Origin of the sequence: Achromobacter sp. (assembly GCF_050285565.1) — a bacterium.
Lineage (GTDB): Bacteria > Pseudomonadota > Gammaproteobacteria > Burkholderiales > Burkholderiaceae_B > Achromobacter.
Genome location: NZ_JBLZXG010000004.1, coordinates 429,270 through 446,514 on the forward strand (window position 1 = coordinate 429,270; position 17,245 = coordinate 446,514).

Genomic DNA, 17,245 nt, shown 5'->3' on the forward strand with positions numbered 1-17,245 from the left:
GGCGCGAAGGCGCCGCCTCACCCCTTCACCAACCCGCCGTCCACGATCAGGTTCTGCCCCGTCACCGCGCGCGACCACGGGCTGGCGAAGAACAGCACCGCGTCGGCGAACTGTTCGGGCGTGGTCACTTCGCGCAGCGGCGTGCCGGCGGCGATCAGGTCGAACACCGCCGCCGGCGTGGCGGCCGAGGCATCGGTGGTGCGCAGCAGGCCGCCGGACACCATGTTGACGGTGATGCCGTCGGCGCCCAATTCATGCGACAGCGTGCGCGTGAAGGCCAGCAAGGCGGCCTTGGCGGCGGTGTAGTCGTGGTACGGCACCACCGGGTTCTGAACCAGGTTGGTGCCGACATTGATGATGCGGCCGCCGCCGGCCGTGCGCATCGACGGCAGCACGGCCTGGGTGGTGTTGAGGGCGGCGCGCACGCTGCCTTCCAGTTGCGCGTGCATGCGTGCCCAGTCGAGCGTGTCGGCACGGGGGCGGGCGTCGCCGTCGAACTGGAAGGCGGGCAGGGCGTTGTTGACCACGGTGCTGACCGGCCGGCCGAAGTGTTCGCTGGCGCGCGCCACCATGGCGGCGACCGCGTTGGCGTCGCGCACGTCGGCCTGCACCGCCAGCGCGCGGTCCGGCGCGCTGGCGGCCAGTTCATGCGCCACGGCCTCGCTGTTCAGGTAGTTGACGATCACCCGCGCGCCTTCGCGCAGGAAGGCGCGGGCGATGGCCGCGCCCAGGCCGCGGCTGGCGCCGGTGACGATGACGAGTTGCTGGTTCAGGGGGAGGCAAGCGCTAGGCATGGTGCAAGAGTAAACGGGAAATGATGAGGTCGGGCCTGGCCCGCCAGCCGGCGCGCGGCGCAGCCCCGGCTCAGTGTTCCGACCCGCTGTTGAGCATGCGGCTGCGGGCTTTTTCGATATGGGCGCGCATGATGTGGCGCGCGCCTTCGGCGTCCTGTTCGCGGATCAGGCGGTAGATCTGGCGGTGTTCGTCGATGGCGGCGCGGGTGCGCTTCCAGGGTTCGCTGTGGACCAGGTGGCGCATCACATTGACGGCGTGGCTGACGTCGTACTCCAGCGATTTGAGCACTTGCACGAAGCGCTGGTTGCCGGTGGCCGCCGCGATGGCGCGGTGGAATCCGTAGTCGTGATGGTGGGCGATGGCGCCGGCCGCGTCCGCGGCCTCGTAGCCGGCCAGCATGCGGTCCATTTCGCGCAGGTCGTCATCGGTGCGGCGCAGGGCGGCCAGGTAGGCGCATTCCGGCTCGATCACCCTGCGCAGTTCCAGGCCCTCCAGGATGTGGCCGACCCGGCGTGCCGGGTCAACCGCGGGCATGCCGCCCATCAGGTCGGGCTTGGCGCGCACATAGCTGCCCGAACCGCGTTTCGATTCGACCAACTGGTCTTCGCGCAGCCGATCCAGCGCCTGGCGCACCACTGGCCGCGACACCTCGAACAGCGCGGCCAGCTCCAGCTCGGTGGGCAGCTTGGCGCCCGGCGCGATCTTGCCGGTGGCGATGGCGTAAAACAGGCTTTCGTAGACGCGTTCGGCGAAGCGTTCGGCGCGCACGTAGCCCAGGCCCGAGGCCACCTCGGCCAGCACGTCCAGTTCGGGCCGTGGCCGGCTGGCCGCGCTCAGCAGCTTGTCCAGTTGCGGGTCGCGCAGTTTGCTCATGGCCTTGCTCCTGTGGCGCGCACGCCGGGTTTGTTCTCTGTCATGACAAATTGAACCGGGAATCCCGCGCGAGCAAACGCGCCGTGTTGGCGTGAAATCCTAGGGATAACCCGAATCCGGCGAAAAATTTCCTGAAGCTTGGGACGAAAGCTGTCAATTCAATTGACAAGTTATGGAGCGCTCCCTTAACTTGGCCGAATCCGCGACACCCCATAACCACACCGTGCGCCTTCGACGCCGGGCGGCGCGCCGATTCCTCCGGCCGCGCCAGGAGACCCAGCATCCGCGCGCGTTCCGCAACCGGCCAACCGGCCGCTACTTTACTCCGCACACCGTGACTCAGAAGAACTTTATCGCCAATCAATGGGTGCCCGCCGTCAGCGGCGAAACCATCCCCGTGCTGAACCCGTCCGATGGCAAGGCGTTCGACGCCATCGCGCGCTCGGGCGAGCAGGACGTGGATCGTGCCGTGGCCGCCGCGCGCGCGGCCTTCGAGGGCGAGTGGGGCCAGATGGCCCCGGCCGCCCGCAGCCGCCTGTTGATGCGCATCGCCTTCGCGCTGCTCGAGCGCCAGGAAGAACTGGCGCAACTGGAATCGGCCGACACCGGCAAGCCGATCAAGCAGGCCCGCGCCGACGCCGCCGCCGTGGCGCGCTACTTCGAGTTCTACGCCGGCGCGGTCGACAAGCTGCACGGCGAGACCATCCCCTATACCCCCGGCTTCACCGTGCTGACCGTGCGCGAGGCCCATGGCGTGACCGGCCACATCGTGCCGTGGAACTATCCGCTGCAGATCTTCGGCCGCAGCGTCGGCGCGGCGCTGGCCACGGGCAACGCCTGCGTGGTCAAGCCGGCCGAGGATGCCTGCCTGTCGCTGCTCAAGGTGGCCGAGATCGCCGCCGAAGTCGGCCTGCCCGCCGGCGCGCTGAACATCTGCACCGGCTACGGCCACGAGGCCGGCGCGGCGCTGTCGGCGCACCCCGGCATCGACCACATCTCGTTCACTGGGTCGCCGCAGACCGGCAAGATGGTGGCGCACGCCGCCGCCGAGAACCACGTGCCGGTGACGCTGGAACTGGGCGGCAAGTCGCCGCAGATCGTGTTCGACGACGCCGACCTGGACGCGGCCATGCCGGTGCTGCTGGCCGCCATCATCCAGAACGCCGGCCAGACCTGCTCGGCCGGCAGCCGCGTGCTGATCCAGCGCGGCGTCTACGAGCAAGTGCTGGCGCGCCTGGGCGAGGCATTCTCGGCCACCGTCACCGGCCCGGCCGCGCAGGATCTGGACGTCGGCCCGCTGATCAGCGCCCGCCAGCACGACCGCGTGCGCGGCTTCCTGGCCGAGGCCGAAGCCGAGGGCCTGACGGTCGCGGCGCGCGGCAAGCTCAAGGACGGCGCGCCCGAGGCCGGCTTCTATCAGCCGCCGGTGCTGTTCCGCGATGTGCCGCCCAAGAGCCGCCTGGCGCAGGAAGAAGTGTTCGGCCCGGTGCTGGCCGCCATGGTGTTCGACACCGAGGAGCAAGCGCTGGAAATCGCCAACGGCACGCTCTACGGCCTGGTGGCCGGCGTCTGGACCCGCGACGGCGGCCGCCAGTTGCGCCTGGCGCGCAAGCTGCGCGCCGGCCAGGTGTTCGTCAACAACTACGGCGCCGGCGGCGGCGTGGAGCTGCCGTTCGGCGGTTCGCGCCAGTCGGGCTACGGCCGCGAAAAGGGCTTCGAGGCGCTGTACGGCTTCACCACCCTGAAGACCATCGCCATCCGCCACTGATCCGGCGGCGGCCGGGCGCCAGGCCCCGATGGGGGCGGGCGCCCGGTGGCAAAATATCGGTTACCTTTGATGTTTTGCCAGGGGCGCCACGCCCCGTATCCAGGATCAGCATGTTCACCGGTATTGTTCAAGGCACCGCGAAGATCGCGAAAATCGCGGATCGCGAAGGCCTGCGCACGTTTACGCTGGCGTTTCCCGAGGGCTTCTGCCAGGACCTGGCGATCGGCGCCAGCGTCTCGACCGACGGCGTCTGCCTGACGGTCACGGAAATCCTCGACCCCAACCACGCCACCTTCGACGTCATGCTGCAAAGCCTGGCCATTACCACGCTGGGCAGCTATCAGGAAGGCGACCGCGCCAACGTCGAGCGCGCCGCCAAGGATGGCGCCGAGATCGGCGGCCATCCGCTGTCCGGCCACGTCGATTTCACCTCGGAAGTGATCATGGTGAAGTCCTCGGATACCAATCGCCTGATGCGCTTCAGCATCCCCGAGGCGTTCCGCAAGTATGTGTTCGCCAAGGGCTATATCGCCATCAACGGCGCCAGCCTGACCGTGTCCGAAGTGAACCGCGCCGAAGGCTGGTTCGAGGTCTGGCTGATTCCCGAGACCCGCCGCATGACGGTGTTCGAGGACAAGCAGGTGGGCGACCACGTCAATATCGAGATCGAGCGCGGCACCCAGGTGGTGGTGGACACGGTGCGCGAAACCGTCCAGGAAAGCCTGGGCAAGCTGCAACCGCTGCTGGAAGCCATCCTCAAGGAAAAAGGGCTGACGCTGGAGGATTTCGTCAGCCCGCAGGGCAAGCTCAAATAAGGTTGCGGGCGGTTGGCGCCCAGGCCTTGAGGCCGGCGGCGCCGCTGCCCGCGCGCACGGCCGCCGCCTGCCGGTCAGCCGGCGAACGCCGGGCCTAGCGGCTTGATGCGCATGCCCGCTTGCAGCCGGGTCCAGGGCAGGTCGGCGGGATCGGCCTGCATCGGGCCGGGAGCCTTGGCCACCAGCACCTCATGCGCGATCGGCTGGAAGTCGGCGCGGAAATGCACCGAGCTTTTCACCACCAGGATCGCCATCTCCTCGGGCTGCACGCCGCCGACGCGGAACAGGTTGCGGTCCAGCATCTGCGATTTGGTGGCGCTGACCACCACCCGCACGCCGCCCAGCCGCAGGCCGGCCACGGCCTCCAGATCCACCTCCATGCCGTGCATCATCGGGCCGTCGAAACGCAACTTGCCGGGCGACAGCGTCTCCACCAGGAACTCGCCCTCGAACGGCGCGTCGCCGGCCACGCCGGACTGGCCGCCCAGGCGTAACCTGACCTTGTTGCCCACGCCGGCGGCGGTGGCCTGGCGCACCGCATCGGGGTCGTAGAACAGGCCCAGCGCGGCGTTCTGCGCGTCGGCCTCGACCAGCGCGCGCAGCATGCCGGTGGTGTTGGCGTCGCCGCCCGCGCCGGGATTGTCCTGGGTGTCGGCGATGACCACGGGGCGCGCGGCGCCGGCCGCCAGCGCCTGGGCGCGCTTGACGGCGTCGGCCGGCGCCAGGAAGTCGGGCGACCATTGCGGTTCGAGTTCCAGCACGCGCTGGTACAGCGCCTCGGTCACGCGCTCGACCGCGTCGGCGTCGGTGCCGTAGGCCCACACCACCGGCCCGCATTCGGGGAAGTCGGCCGCCGGAAAGCCCGGCGCGAACGAGATCGAGGCCACGCCCGGCGTCTGCTCCAGGCGCGCCAGTTCTTCATACACGCCCTGCGACGGCTGCAGCATCGTGCACATGCCGTTGATCGGGATCAGGAAGGGCAGGCGGCGCTCGGCGCGCACCCACTTGTCGCCGGCGGCGATGCGCGCGGCCAGCAGGCGCGCGGCGTGCTCGCCGGTCACCGCCATGTCCACGTGCGGATAGGTGCGGAAGGCGGCCAGGCCATCGGCCTCGCGCAGCATTTGCGCGGTGACGTTGGCGTGCAGGTCGAGGCTGCCGACCACCGGTACGCCTGGGCCGACCAGCGCGCGCACCCGCGCCAGCAGTTCGCCTTCGCCGTCGTCCAGGTGCTCGGCCACCATGGCGCCGTGCAGGTCCAGGTAGATGGCATCAAAGCCGCCGGCGCGCGCCGCGTCGACGATCTCGCCGGCGATGCGTTCATAGGCGTCGCGGGTGACGTGGGCCGACGGGCTGGCGCCGGCCCAGATCACCGTGCGCACGGTGTGGCCCTGCGCCAGCGCGGCGTTGATGAAGCCGCCGGCGGGGATGTTGACCTCGCGCAGCGCTAGCATGTCCTCGCCGCGCACCATGGCGGGAAAGCCTTCGCCGCGCACGAAGTTCTCGTAGGACGCCTTGGACGGCGCGAAGGTATTGGTCTCGTGCTGGAAGCCAGCCACCAGAATATGCATGATCGATTCCTTGGAGCATCAGGCGCGCGCGGGCGCGGATTGGGCGGGACGGTTCACCAGCAGCAGCAGGGCGCCGGCCACCAGCAGGGCGGAGATCGCGTACAGGCCGCCGGCCAGGCTGCCGGTGGATTGCTTGACCCAGCCGATGATGGACGGGCTGAGAAAGCCGCCCAGCAAGCCGATGCTGTTGATCAGTGCGATGCCGCCCGCCGCGGCTTGCCCTTGCAGGTACTGCGACGGAATCGCCCAGAATACCGTGTAGGCGGCCCACATGAAGCCGGTGGCCAGCGTGATCGCCGTCAGGGATAGCGCGAATTGCGTCGGCGCCGCGGTGGCGATGCACAGCGCCACGCCGGCCAGCAGCGCGGGCACCAGCGTGTGCCAGCGGCGTTCGCGCATGCGGTCGGAACTGCGCGCGAACCACAGCATGAAGACCGCTGCGGCCAGGTAGGGGATCGCCGAGTACAGGCCGATCTGCATGGTGTCCTGCACCCCCGCCAGCTTCAGCAGCGTCGGTAGCCAGAAGCTGACGGCGTAGATGCCGCAGATCAGGCAGAAGTAGGTCAGCGCCATGCCGTAGATGGCGGGGTCGCGCAGCACCTGGGCGAAGGCGTGCTTCTTGTGCGCGCCGCGGCTGTCCAGGTCGGCGGCCAGCAATGCCTTTTCCTCGGCGGTCAGCCAGCGCGCCTGGGCCGGCTTGTCGTCCAGGTAGCGGAAGGCGATGACGCCCAGCAGCACACAGGGCAGGCCTTCGAGCAGGAACATCCATTGCCAGCCGTCCAGGCCATGCGCGCCGGAGAAGGCCGTCATGATCCAGGCCGAGACCGGGCCGCCGACAATGCCGCCGATGGGGCCGGCCAGCATCACCACCGCCATCACGCCCGCCATGCGCGACTGCGAGTACCAGTAGGTCAGGTAGAAGATCATGCCGGGGGCGAAGCCGGCCTCGAACACGCCCAGCATGAAGCGCAGGATGTAGAAGCTCCATTCGCCCTGCACGAACAGCATCGAGGCCGAGGTCAGGCCCCACAGCACCATGATGCGGCTGAGGGTGCGGCGCGCGCCGATGCGCGTGAGCAGCAGGTTGCTGGGCACCTCGAACATCACGTAGCCGAGAAAGAAGATGCCGGCGCCCAGGCCGTAGACGGCGTCGGAAATGCCGATGTCCTGCTGCATCTGCAGCTTGGCGAAGCCGATGTTGATGCGGTCCAGGTAGGCGAACACATAACAGAGCAGCAGGAACGGCAGCAGCCGCCAGGTGATCTTGCGGTAGAGCGGAGCCAGGCGCGGATCGGCGCCTGGCGTGGCCTGATGGGGCATTGCGTGTCTCCTGGCGGGCGGGTCTGCGCCCGCCGCGGTGGTTGGGATGGCGGCGGTTCCCGGGGCGGGTCCGCGCGGCGTCCATATTGCGAGTGCACAGTGTTCGAAACAATGACCTGAGTGATAAATTATCGTTGCCTTCAAGGCAACAGAAAAAGCGGCGCCCCGGCGTGCGAGCGGGGCCCGCGCGACAACCATGGAACGCACCGCGAGCCGATCGCGCGGACGTCCATGGCGAACGGACACGGGGGAAAGCATGCTTGAGATCAGCCAGGTGCGGCTGAAGTACTTCAATGAGGTCGTGGCCTGCGGCTCGATCCGGGGCGCGGCCGACAAGCTCGGCACCGCGCCGTCGGTCATCAGCCGCCAGATCCAGCTATTGGAGAAGGAGCTGGGCGTGGCGTTGTTCGAGCGCCGCGCGCGCGGCCTGACCCCGACCGAGGCCGCCGACATGCTGCTGGAATACCATCGCGCCTGCCGCGCCCAGCAGGAACACCTGAACGCGCGGCTGCAGGAATTGCGCGGCATGCGGCGCGGCCACGTCCATCTGATGATCAGCGAAGGCTTCATCGACAGTCTGATGGAGCACGTGGTGGGGCCGTTCTGCATCGAGCACCCGCGCATCAACATCAGCGTCAATGTCGGCTCGGTCAACGAGGTGGTCGAGGCCGTGGCCAGCGATGCCGCGCATATCGGCCTGGCCTACAACCCGCCGGTGGACCCGCGGTTGCGCTGTCGCGCCAGCCGCAAGCACCCGGTCTGCCTGCTGGCGGCGCGCGACCATGCGCTGGCCCGGCGCCGCGCGCCGCTCACCATCGCCGACATCCTGCCGTATCCGTTCGCGCTGATGTCGGCGCCATATGGCTTGCGCCAGGCGGTCGATCTGCTGGAGTTCACCGAACGCATCCACCTGACGCCCAGCCTGACCACCAATTCGCTGCGCGTACTCAAGCAGTACGCGATCAGCGGCGCCGGCGTGACGCTGATGCCGAACCTGGGGGTGCACCACGAATTGGCCAGCGGCGAACTGGTGGCGCTGCCGATCGCGCATCCGATCCTCAGCGCGCCCGAATGCCAGATGCTGCTGCGGCTCGGGAGGCCGCTTTCATCGGCCGCCAACGAGGTGGTGCGGCGCATCGAACAGCGGCTGCCGGCGTTCGCGGCCGCCTGACGCCGGGGCGCATTTCGTTACCGATACGGGAAGCGGAGATAAATGGAATCGAGCATTCATGCGCTATTCCAGGCATTTTTGTTTCGCAGGCCAGTAAACAAGCCATTTTCTTTTCGAAATCACCATGCAACGGGCTTTTCAGCGTTATGTAAGCTACAATGGCCGCACTTTCGGAGGTTTCTATGTCGGTAATATCCGATATCAAAATACGCCCCCTGGAGCGCGGCGACCTGCACTTCGTGCACAAGCTCAACAACAACGACGTCATCATGCGTTACTGGTTCGAAGAGCCCTATGAGGCCTACGACGAACTGGTCGCTCTCTATGACCGCCACCTGCACGACCAGAACGAGCGGCGCTTCATCATCGAGCACGACACCGGCCAGCCGGCTGGCCTGGTGGAGCTGGTGGAAATCGACTACATCCACCGCCGCGCCGAATTCCAGATCATCATCGCGCCCAGCTACCAGGGGCGCGGCTACGCCAAGGCCGCCACCCGCATCGCGGTGGGCTACGCCTTCCGCGTGCTGAACCTGCACAAGGTCTACCTGGTGGTGGACAAGGACAACCGCGCCGCCGTCCACATCTACGAGCGCTGCGGCTTCCAGATCGAAGGGCTGCTCAAGGAAGAGTTCTTTTCCAACGGCGCCTATCGCGACGCCTACCGCATGGCGCTGCTGCAGCACGACCACCTGCGCGAGGTCGGCCCGGGCGCGCCGGACGCGCCGGTGCTGCGCGACTGGCCGCAGGAAGAGCAGACCGGCTGACGCCTACGCGATCACGGCCGGCGCGGCCCGCAGCAGGCGCAGGCCATTGGCCACCACCAGCAGGCTGGCGCCGACATCGGCGAACACCGCCATCCACAGCGTGGCGTTGCCGGTCATCGCCAGCGCCAGGAACACCACCTTGATGCCGAGCGCCAGCGCGATGTTCTGCACCAGCACGCGATGGGTGGCGCGCGACAGGCGCAGGAAGGTGCCGATCTTGCGCAGGTCGTCGTCCATCAGCGCCACATCGGCCGTCTCGATGGCGGTGCCGGTGCCGGCCGCGCCCATGGCAAAGCCAATGTCCGCGCGGGCCAGGGCCGGGGCGTCGTTGATGCCGTCGCCCACCATGCCGACCTTGCCCGCCGGCGCCAGCTTGCTTTCGATGGCGGCCAGCTTGTCTTCCGGCAGTTGGTCGCCGCGCGCTTCGTCGATGCCGACCTGGCGCGCGATGGCCTGCGCGGTGGGGCTGTTGTCGCCCGTCAGCATCAGGGTGCGCACGCCCAGCGCATGCAGGTCGGCGATGGCGGCCGCGCTGGTGGGCTTGACCGTGTCGGCCACCGCCGCCAGCGCCAGCACGCGCTGGCCGTCGCTGAGCGCGATGACGCTCTTGCCCTGTTGTTCCAGTTCGTCGACGCGGGCTTCCAGCCGGGCGTCGGACACGCCCAGTTCGCGCATCAGGCGGCGGTTGCCAAGCTGGAACGCCACGCCGTCGATCTTGCCGCTGACGCCGCGGCCGGGCAGGGCGGTGAAGTCGTCCACGTCCAGCAGGGCCTGGCCGGCCTCGCGCGCGGCATTGGCCACGGCCAGCGAGACCGGGTGGTCGGAGCGCGCCGCCAGGCTGGCGGCGATGCGCGCCGCGGGCTCGCGCGTCAGGTCGCAGACATCCCAGTCCTGCAGGTCGGTCTGCACCGGCTTGCCGTGCGTCAGCGTGCCGGTCTTGTCCAGCGCCAGCCACTTCAGGTTGCGGCCTTCTTCCAGGTACACGCCGCCCTTGACCAGGATGCCGCGGCGCGAGGCCGCCGTCAGGCCGCTGACGATGCTGACCGGCGTGGAGATCACCAGGGCGCAGGGGCAGGCGATGATCAGCAGCGCCAGCGCGCGGTAGATTGCGTCGAACCAGGGGTGGCCCCACAGCAGCGGCGGCAGCAGCGCCACCAGCACGGCCACGCCGACCACCGCCGGCGTGTAGATACGGGAGAAGCGGTCGATGAAGCGCTGGGTCGGGGCGCGCGCGCCCTGGGCCTGTTCGACGGCGTGGATGATGCGCGCCAGCGTGGTGTTGCCCGCCGCCGCCGTTACGCGGTAGTCGAACGAGCCGGACGCGTTGACGGTGGCCGCGTACACCGGGTCGCCTTCGGTTTTTTCGACCGGCAGGCTTTCGCCGGTGATGGGGGACTGGTCCACCGCCGAGCGCCCGCCGACGAGGATGCCGTCGGCGGCGATGCGTTCGCCCGGGCGTACGCGAACCACGTCGTCGACCTGCAATTGCGCCGCCGGCACCTGTTTCCAGGCGCCATCGGCCTGGCGCACGGTGGCGGTCTCGGGCGCCAGGTCGAGCAAGCCGCGGATGGCGTTGCGGGCGCGGTCCAGCGAACGCGCCTCGATCAGTTCGGCCACGTTGAACAGGAACATCACCATGGCCGCTTCCGGCCACTGGCCGATCAGCACCGCGCCGGTGACGGCGATGCTCATCAGGGCGTTGATGTTCAGGTTGCCGTTGCGCACGGCGATCCAGCCCTTGCGGTAGGTGTTGATGCCGCAGGCCAGGATGGCCGCCAGCGCCAGCGCGGCGGTGACGGCCCAGTGCATGCCGGCGAAATGCGAGGCCTCGGACAGGGCGGCGAGCACGCCGGCGCCGCCGATGGCCCACCAGTTCACGGGCGCGGTGGCCGGGGCCGGGGCGCGCGGCGTGTCCTCGGCCAGGGGTTCGGGCGTCATGCCCAGCGACTGGATGGCCGCGGTGATGCGGTCCAGCGCGCCCTCTGCATGGACCACCGTCAGGATGCGCTGCATCAGGTTGAAGTCCAGCGCGTGCACGCCGTCGACGTTGTCGAGCTTCTTGCGGATCAGCGTTTCCTCGGTGGGGCAGTCCATCTGGCCAATGCGCAGGCGGGCCAGCAACTGGCCGGGCCCGGCCTGCAACGCGGCCGTGCCGGCGGCCGATACGCGGATGGCGGCGGCGCCATGGCCGCAGCAGCTGGCGGCGGCATGGTCGTGATCGTGATCGTGGCCATGGTTGTGGTCATGTCCGTGATCGTGTCCCTGGCCCGGCGTGTGGCCAGGCGCGTGATCGCGCCCAGCGGCGGGCCTGTGCGCGCAGCCGCCGCCGGCCTGTGTCGCGGCGGTGTGTTCGGGGTGTCGGGTCGATGTTGAAGACATGCTGATTGCCTTTTCGTAAGCCATTGACCGCATTGCACACCTTGGAGTTACTATAGGGTCAACCCCCTTAATCCATCGGATGCGTCCGGGAGGCGCGATGCGTATCGGCGAATTGGCCACGGCGGCCGGCACCACGGTCGAAACCGTCAGGTATTACGAGAAGGAAGGGCTGCTGCCCGCCCCGGAACGGGGACTGAACAACTACCGCAGCTACGGCCAGCCCCACCTGGAGCGCCTGCGGCTGATCCGCAACTGCCGCGCGCTGGATATGACGCAGGATGAGATCCGCGCCATCCTGTCGCTGGCCGACAATCACCAGGCCGGATGCGGCCCCATCAATGAACTGTTCGACGAGCACATCTCGCACGTGGACGAGCGCATCGCCGAGCTGACCCAGTTGAAGACGCAATTGACCGATCTGCGCCAGCGCTGCCTGTCGGCGCGGCCCGACACGGAAGACTGCGGCATCCTGCACGGCCTGTCGGAAATGCAGGTCGAGGAACGCCAGGAGCGCCATACCCACCTGGGTTGAACGCCCTAGTCGCCATGCGCCGGGCAGGGGGATAGCCGTCCCCGGCGCGGCGATGGCGTAATATGAGAACCCTTCTCTTTCCCATTTGGAAAGCCGCCAGAATCCTGTTACCTGTGCCTCACTCCATGACCCAGACCGCCACCGCCACGCCCCTGCACGCCATCACCTCGCGCCGTTCCGTCAAGTTCCTGCGGGCCCCGGCGCCCAAGCCCGATGAACTCGAACAGATCCTGCAGGCCGCCATGTCGGCCCCCGACCACGGCGCGCTGCGTCCGTGGCGTTTCGTGGTGATCAAAGGCGAGGCCATCGGCAAGCTGGCCGACGTGGCGCTGGAAGCCGTCAAGCGCAGCGGCGACCCGCGCATGACGCCGGAAAAGGAAAAGTCGGTGCGCGAATGGATGGCGGGCGTGCCGCTGTTCATCGCCGTGGCGCAGAAGATCGCCCACGACAACACCAAGATCCCCGAGACCGAGCAATTGCTGGCCACCGGCTGCGCCACCATGAACATCCTGAACGCCGCCCACATGCTGGGCTACGGCGCCTTCTGGAGCACCGGCATCGGCACCTACGTCGAGGACGTGCAGGCGACGCTGGGCCTGGATTCGCTGGACTACCGCTTCCTCGGCTTCCTGGCCATCGGCACCCCGGCGTGCGCGGTGCCGCCGGCCAAGCGCCCGGACTACCGCGAGTTCGTCACCGAGTGGACCGGTCCGGTCTGAGGCACGTCATGGTTCGACGAAAAGACCGGCCGCTGGCCGGTTTTTTTGTGACGCGCCTCGCCTACCGTTGCGACGCAATGGGCCGGAAGGCCATGCGCACGAGTTTTTCCAGGCCCCAGCCCGCGATATAGAAGAGGGCCAGCGTCGGCAGCCCGATCAGCAGGTAGCCGCCGACCCAGGACAGCTCGCCGAGCAGCCGGTCCAGGTTCAGCTCGTGCAGCAGGGCAAGCTGCAGGGCCAATGGCAATTGCAGCAGCACGAAGCGGCCCTTGTCGTCGCCGCCGGCCGACAGCGCGCCGCCGATGCAGAGGATGACGATGGCGAGATACAGCGCGGCAAAGACCACGCCAGTCCAGCTGAACCACTTCGAAGTCGTCGGTCGGGCCACATCGGTTTCCAGGCAAGCAGGGATCGCAAGTATAGAGGGCGCGATCCCTGGCGCGGCGGAGCCGTTGTTCGCGCCCTTCGCGCCGCTTGCGCGCCAGGATATAAATGACAATAATTCTTATTGTTGATTCGACAGATGCCCGGTTCCTCCATGCCCCATCCTGCGCCGCCGATGCCGCGGACCGCCGCCCAGCTGTACGAGGCCCATCATCCGTGGCTGCTGCAATGGTTGCGGCGCCGGCTGGGCTGCCGCCACGACGCCGCCGACCTGGCGCACGACACTTTCGTGCGGGTGCTGGCTGGCCGCCAGACCGAGCCGATCCTCGAACCCCGCGCGTTCCTGACCACGCTGGCGCAGCGCGCGCTGTACACCTTCTGGCGCCGCCGCGAACTCGAGCGCGCCTATCTCGACAGCCTCGAATCCCTGCCGCAAGCCTGCGCGCCCAGCGAGGAACAGCGCGCGCTGGTGGTCGAGGCCCTGATGCAGATCGACCGCGCCCTGCAACGCCTGCCGGCGCGCACCCGCCAGGTATTCCTCCTGAGCCAGTTGCACGAACTGACCTACCCGCAGATCGCCGAACGGCTCGGCGTGTCGGCCATCACCGTCCGGCGCAGCATGAAGCAGGCCATCACGCTGTGCGTGGCGGCGCGCCTGGCGGCATGAGCGCGCCCGCGCTGCCGGCCGCCGTCGAGGCGGCGGTCGACTGGATGGTGCTGCTGTCGTCGGGGGACGTGAGCGCCGCCGACCGCGCCCGGTTCGAGGCCTGGCGCCAGACGGATCCCCGCCACGCCGCCGCCTGGGAGATGGTCGGCGGCGCCTTGAAAAGCATCTTTGCCCCGCTGGACGATGGCGCTTCGCCCCAGGCCGCCGGCGCGGCCCTGCTGGCGCCGGTCTCGCGCCGCCGGGCGCTGCGCAATGCCCTGATGCTGGCGTTGGCGGCCGGCGGGCTGGCCGCGCTGGCCGACCGCCAGACGCCGTTGCGGACCCTGGCCGCCGACCTGCGCACGGGGACGGGCGAACGCCACGCCTATCCGCTGCCGGACGGCAGCGTGGTCACGCTGAACGCGCGCTCCGCCGTCGACCTGCAGTTCGATGGCCGCGCCCGCGTGCTGCGATTGCGCGCAGGCGCGGTCCACGTGCGGGTGGCGGCGGACGCCACGCGCCCGTTCGTCGTGGCCAGCCCCGATGGCGCGGTGCAGGCGCTGGGCACGGTGTTCGGCGTGGCGCGCGACGAGCAGGGCAGTGTCGCCTGTGTGATCGAGCACAGCGTCGAAGTCCGGGCGGGGGGGCAGCGGCGCGTCCTGCTGGCGGGCGAGGGCGCGCGCTTCGGCGCGGCCGGCATCGGCGCGCCGGATGCCGCGCTGGCCGAGGCCGCCGCCTGGCACGACGGCATGCTGGTGGTGCGCGACCAGCCGCTGGGCGCGGTGGTGGCGGCGTTGCGGCCGTACCGGCGCGGCTTCCTGCGCATTTCCCCCGAGGCCGCGCGGTTGCGGGTGCTGGGCGCCTTCCCGCTGGACGATACCGATCGCGTGCTGGAATCCCTGCGCCAGACCCTGCCGATCGAGGTCGGCGGGCTGGGCGGCTGGCTCGTCAGCATTGACCTGCGCGCCGATGCCGCCGGAAAAAAATGATCGCTTGCGGCGGGCTCGCTGGACATACCTCCTGAAGCACCCCCTTGTCGCAGGAGATTCCATGTTCCCCGTTCGTCCCGCGCCGCAGTTGGCGGCCGCGTTCCTCATTGCCCTGGCCGCGCCAGCCGGTAGCGCCCAGGCCCAGGCCGGCGCCCCATCGGGGGCGGCCATGGCGCAGCGCTACGATCTGCCCGCCGCGCCGCTGGCCGAGACCCTGACCCGTATCGCGCGCCAGAGCGGCCACGCGGTGTCGGTCGATCCGGCGCTGGTGGCCGGCCGCCAGGCGCCGGCGGTGGCCGGCACCTACACGCCCGAGCAGGCCCTGCGGCGGGCGCTGGCGGGCAGCGGCCTGGAATTGCGCATCACCGCCAATGGCACCTTCAGCGCGCGACCCCTGCCGCAGGCGGGCGGGGCGACCCTGCTGGAGCCGGTGCGCGTGACCGGCGCGGCGGAATCGTCCTCCGGCCCGCTGCATGGCTACGCCGCCCGTGTCAGCGCCACCGGCACCAAGACCGACACGCCCATCATCGAGACGCCGCAGTCGATCACGGTGGTCGGCGCCGAGGAAATCGAGACGCTCAAGGCGCAGAGCCTGCAGGACGCGCTGGGCTACGTGGCGGGCGTGAGCCGCGCGGAAGGCCAGGATCGCACCTCCGACAGCCTGTTCCTGCGCGGCTTTCGAGGCACCCAGGGCAGCTACTATCGCGATGGCACGCTGTACACCGTGAACATCTACGACGGACGGCAGGAACTGTACGGGCTGGAACGGGTCGAGTTCCTCAAGGGCGCCGCCTCGGTGCTCTACGGCGCGGCGCCGCCGGGCGGTGTCATCAACACGGTCAGCAAGCGGCCCACGACCGAGCCATTGCACGAACTGAACGTCGAGGCGGGCAACTTCCGCCGCAAGCAGATCTCCGGCGACTTCGGCGGCGCGCTCGATGACGAGGGCCAATGGTCGTACCGCCTGACCGCCCTCAAGCGCGACAGCGATACCTTCATCGATCACGTGCCGGACGACCGCACCTACGTGGCCCCGGCCCTCAAGTGGCAACCCAGCGACGCCACCTCGTTGACCCTGCTGGCGGAATACCAGGAGGATCGCACGGTCTACGTCTACGGCCTGCCGGCCCAGGGCACGGTGCTGCCCAACCCCAATGGCAGGATTGCCCGCAATCGCTTCACGGGCGAACCGGGCTTCGACAAGTTCATCATGAAGCGCTATTCGATCGGTTACCTGTTCGAACACGCGTTCACGGAACAGCTCAAGCTGCGCAACAGCGTGCGCTACTTCCACGCGGACAGCACCTATTTCTCCACCGACATCTGGCAGTTGCAGGCCGACCAGCGCCACACCGCCGATCGCGGCGCGATGCCGCGCTGGGACCGGTCGTCGGCGGTGGTGGCCGACACGTCGTTGCAGTACGACGTCGCCACCGGCCCGTTGCGCCACACGCTGCTGGCGGGCCTGGACTACTCGCTGCCCAAGCACGAGACCGAGCGCTACCTGCGCGGCAACACCAACATCGATCTCTATGACCCGGTCTACGGCGTCCCCCTGGGACCGGCCACGCCGTTCCCGTGGTCGTCCTCGAAAACCGACATGACGCGCCTGGGGGTGTACCTGCAGGACCAGATGAAGATCGCCGACAGATGGGTCGTGCTGCTGGGCGGACGGCACGACTGGGTCACGGTCAACGAGCGCAATTTCTTCACCGGCGAAAAGATCGCGGACAACGAGAAAAGCCAGGCCTTCACCGGTCGCGCCGGCCTGGTCTACCTGGCCGACAACGGCCTGGCGCCGTTCCTGAGCTACAGCGAATCGTTCGAGCCGACCAGCGGCCAGGACCGCCAGGGCAGCCGCTTCAAGCCCACCATCGGCCAGCAATACGAAGCGGGCCTGCGCTATCAGCCGGCCGGGTCGGACACCATGCTGTCGGCGGCGGTGTATCAACTGACGCGCAAGAACGTGAACGTGGCCGATCCGTTCGATACCAACTACGAAATCCAGGCCGGCCAGGCGCGCACCCGCGGGCTGGAACTGGAGGCGCGTACCCGCATCGGCCGCCACGCCAACCTGATCGCCGCCTACGCCTACACCGATGCGCGCACGCTCAAGGCCAGCCCGCTGCAGCCGGACGAGGTCGGCAAGCGCCTGAATTCGGTGCCGTTCAACCAGTTCTCGGTCTGGGGCGACTACGGCTTCGGCGCTTTCGGCCTGCCGGGGCTGCGGGTCGGCGCGGGCGTGCGCTACGTCGGCAGCACGCGCGGCATGGCGCATGGCACGGCGGTCGAGGTGCCGGCCTTCACGCTGTTCGACGCCATGGTCAGCTACACCACCGGGCCATGGCGGTTCGCGCTCAACGCCACCAATCTGGCCGACAAGACCTATATCGGCAGTTGCACCTACGGGTGCTTCTACGGCGAGCCGCGCCGGGTGATCGGCACGGCGACCTACCGCTGGTAACGCCGGTCCGGCGGGGCGCGCAACGCCCCGCGCACACGCCGCGCGGCCCTGCGCC

General features: G+C 69.0%; 15 protein-coding genes. 9 read left to right on the top strand and 6 right to left on the bottom strand.

Annotated features, from left to right (window positions below):
* Positions 1-17 precede the first annotated feature (17 nt).
* Both ACN6O8_RS10740 and ACN6O8_RS10745 read right to left on the bottom strand, forming a co-directional pair.
* Positions 18-794: a 3-oxoacyl-ACP reductase gene (locus tag ACN6O8_RS10740; RefSeq protein ID WP_427991037.1), complete on the bottom strand. Its 777-nt coding sequence runs from the start codon at positions 792-794 to the stop codon at positions 18-20.
* A 70-nt stretch (positions 795-864) separates the two neighbouring features.
* Positions 865-1,668, bottom strand: a complete 804-nt coding sequence (locus tag ACN6O8_RS10745; RefSeq protein WP_427991038.1) for a FadR/GntR family transcriptional regulator — start codon at positions 1,666-1,668, stop codon at positions 865-867.
* A 334-nt stretch (positions 1,669-2,002) separates the two neighbouring features.
* Between ACN6O8_RS10745 and ACN6O8_RS10750 the strand changes: the two genes are divergently transcribed.
* Entirely contained in the window at positions 2,003-3,436 is a 1,434-nt protein-coding gene (locus ACN6O8_RS10750) for an aldehyde dehydrogenase family protein (RefSeq protein ID WP_427991039.1), read from the top strand.
* 110 nt (positions 3,437-3,546) lie between these two features.
* Positions 3,547-4,251, top strand: coding sequence for a riboflavin synthase subunit alpha (locus ACN6O8_RS10755; RefSeq protein WP_427991040.1), 705 nt, complete (start codon positions 3,547-3,549; stop codon positions 4,249-4,251).
* A gap of 74 nt (positions 4,252-4,325) precedes the next feature.
* Here the strand turns inward: ACN6O8_RS10755 and ACN6O8_RS10760 are convergent, their stop codons facing one another.
* Both ACN6O8_RS10760 and ACN6O8_RS10765 read right to left on the bottom strand, forming a co-directional pair.
* Entirely contained in the window at positions 4,326-5,819 is a 1,494-nt protein-coding gene (locus ACN6O8_RS10760; protein ID WP_427991041.1) for a M81 family metallopeptidase, read from the bottom strand.
* 18 nt (positions 5,820-5,837) lie between these two features.
* Positions 5,838-7,139 carry an MFS transporter gene (locus ACN6O8_RS10765; protein WP_427991042.1) on the bottom strand — a complete coding sequence of 434 codons (1,302 nt, stop codon included), beginning with the start codon at positions 7,137-7,139 and terminating at the stop codon, positions 5,838-5,840.
* 256 nt (positions 7,140-7,395) lie between these two features.
* Between ACN6O8_RS10765 and ACN6O8_RS10770 the strand changes: the two genes are divergently transcribed.
* Together ACN6O8_RS10770 and speG are read left to right on the top strand one after the other, a co-directional pair.
* The gene (locus tag ACN6O8_RS10770) at positions 7,396-8,310 is read left to right on the top strand and encodes a LysR family transcriptional regulator (RefSeq protein WP_427991043.1); all 915 of its coding nucleotides are present in this window, start codon (positions 7,396-7,398) and stop codon (positions 8,308-8,310) included.
* 182 nt (positions 8,311-8,492) lie between these two features.
* Positions 8,493-9,077 (top strand): spermidine N1-acetyltransferase, encoded by a 585-nt coding sequence (gene speG / locus ACN6O8_RS10775; protein ID WP_427991044.1) that lies wholly within the window; start codon positions 8,493-8,495, stop codon positions 9,075-9,077.
* A 3-nt stretch (positions 9,078-9,080) separates the two neighbouring features.
* Here speG and ACN6O8_RS10780 read toward each other — a convergent pair whose 3' ends face one another.
* Positions 9,081-11,456 carry a heavy metal translocating P-type ATPase gene (locus ACN6O8_RS10780; RefSeq protein ID WP_427991045.1) on the bottom strand — a complete coding sequence of 792 codons (2,376 nt, stop codon included), beginning with the start codon at positions 11,454-11,456 and terminating at the stop codon, positions 9,081-9,083.
* 97 nt (positions 11,457-11,553) lie between these two features.
* Between ACN6O8_RS10780 and cadR the strand changes: the two genes are divergently transcribed.
* The gene (gene cadR, locus ACN6O8_RS10785) at positions 11,554-11,988 is read left to right on the top strand and encodes a Cd(II)/Pb(II)-responsive transcriptional regulator (RefSeq protein WP_024068584.1); all 435 of its coding nucleotides are present in this window, start codon (positions 11,554-11,556) and stop codon (positions 11,986-11,988) included.
* Positions 11,989-12,113: 125 nt separating this feature from the next.
* On the top strand, positions 12,114-12,707 hold the full coding sequence (locus ACN6O8_RS10790; RefSeq protein WP_427991046.1) for a nitroreductase family protein: 594 nt from the start codon (positions 12,114-12,116) through the stop codon (positions 12,705-12,707).
* Positions 12,708-12,768: 61 nt separating this feature from the next.
* On the opposite strand, the gene ACN6O8_RS10795 is transcribed toward ACN6O8_RS10790, so the two are convergent.
* A complete protein-coding gene (locus tag ACN6O8_RS10795; protein ID WP_427991047.1) occupies positions 12,769-13,095 on the bottom strand; it encodes a hypothetical protein in 327 nt (108 codons plus the stop codon).
* A gap of 150 nt (positions 13,096-13,245) precedes the next feature.
* Here ACN6O8_RS10795 and ACN6O8_RS10800 point away from each other — a divergent pair, with 150 nt between their 5' ends.
* From ACN6O8_RS10800 to ACN6O8_RS10810, 3 genes are all read left to right on the top strand, one after another.
* The gene (locus ACN6O8_RS10800; RefSeq protein ID WP_427991048.1) at positions 13,246-13,758 is read left to right on the top strand and encodes a sigma-70 family RNA polymerase sigma factor; all 513 of its coding nucleotides are present in this window, start codon (positions 13,246-13,248) and stop codon (positions 13,756-13,758) included.
* The gene (locus ACN6O8_RS10805; protein WP_427991049.1) at positions 13,755-14,726 is read left to right on the top strand and encodes a FecR domain-containing protein; all 972 of its coding nucleotides are present in this window, start codon (positions 13,755-13,757) and stop codon (positions 14,724-14,726) included. The genes ACN6O8_RS10800 and ACN6O8_RS10805 overlap by 4 nt, the downstream gene beginning before the upstream one ends.
* 61 nt (positions 14,727-14,787) lie before the next feature.
* Positions 14,788-17,190: a TonB-dependent siderophore receptor gene (locus ACN6O8_RS10810; protein WP_427991050.1), complete on the top strand. Its 2,403-nt coding sequence runs from the start codon at positions 14,788-14,790 to the stop codon at positions 17,188-17,190.
* Positions 17,191-17,245: the final 55 nt, after the last annotated feature.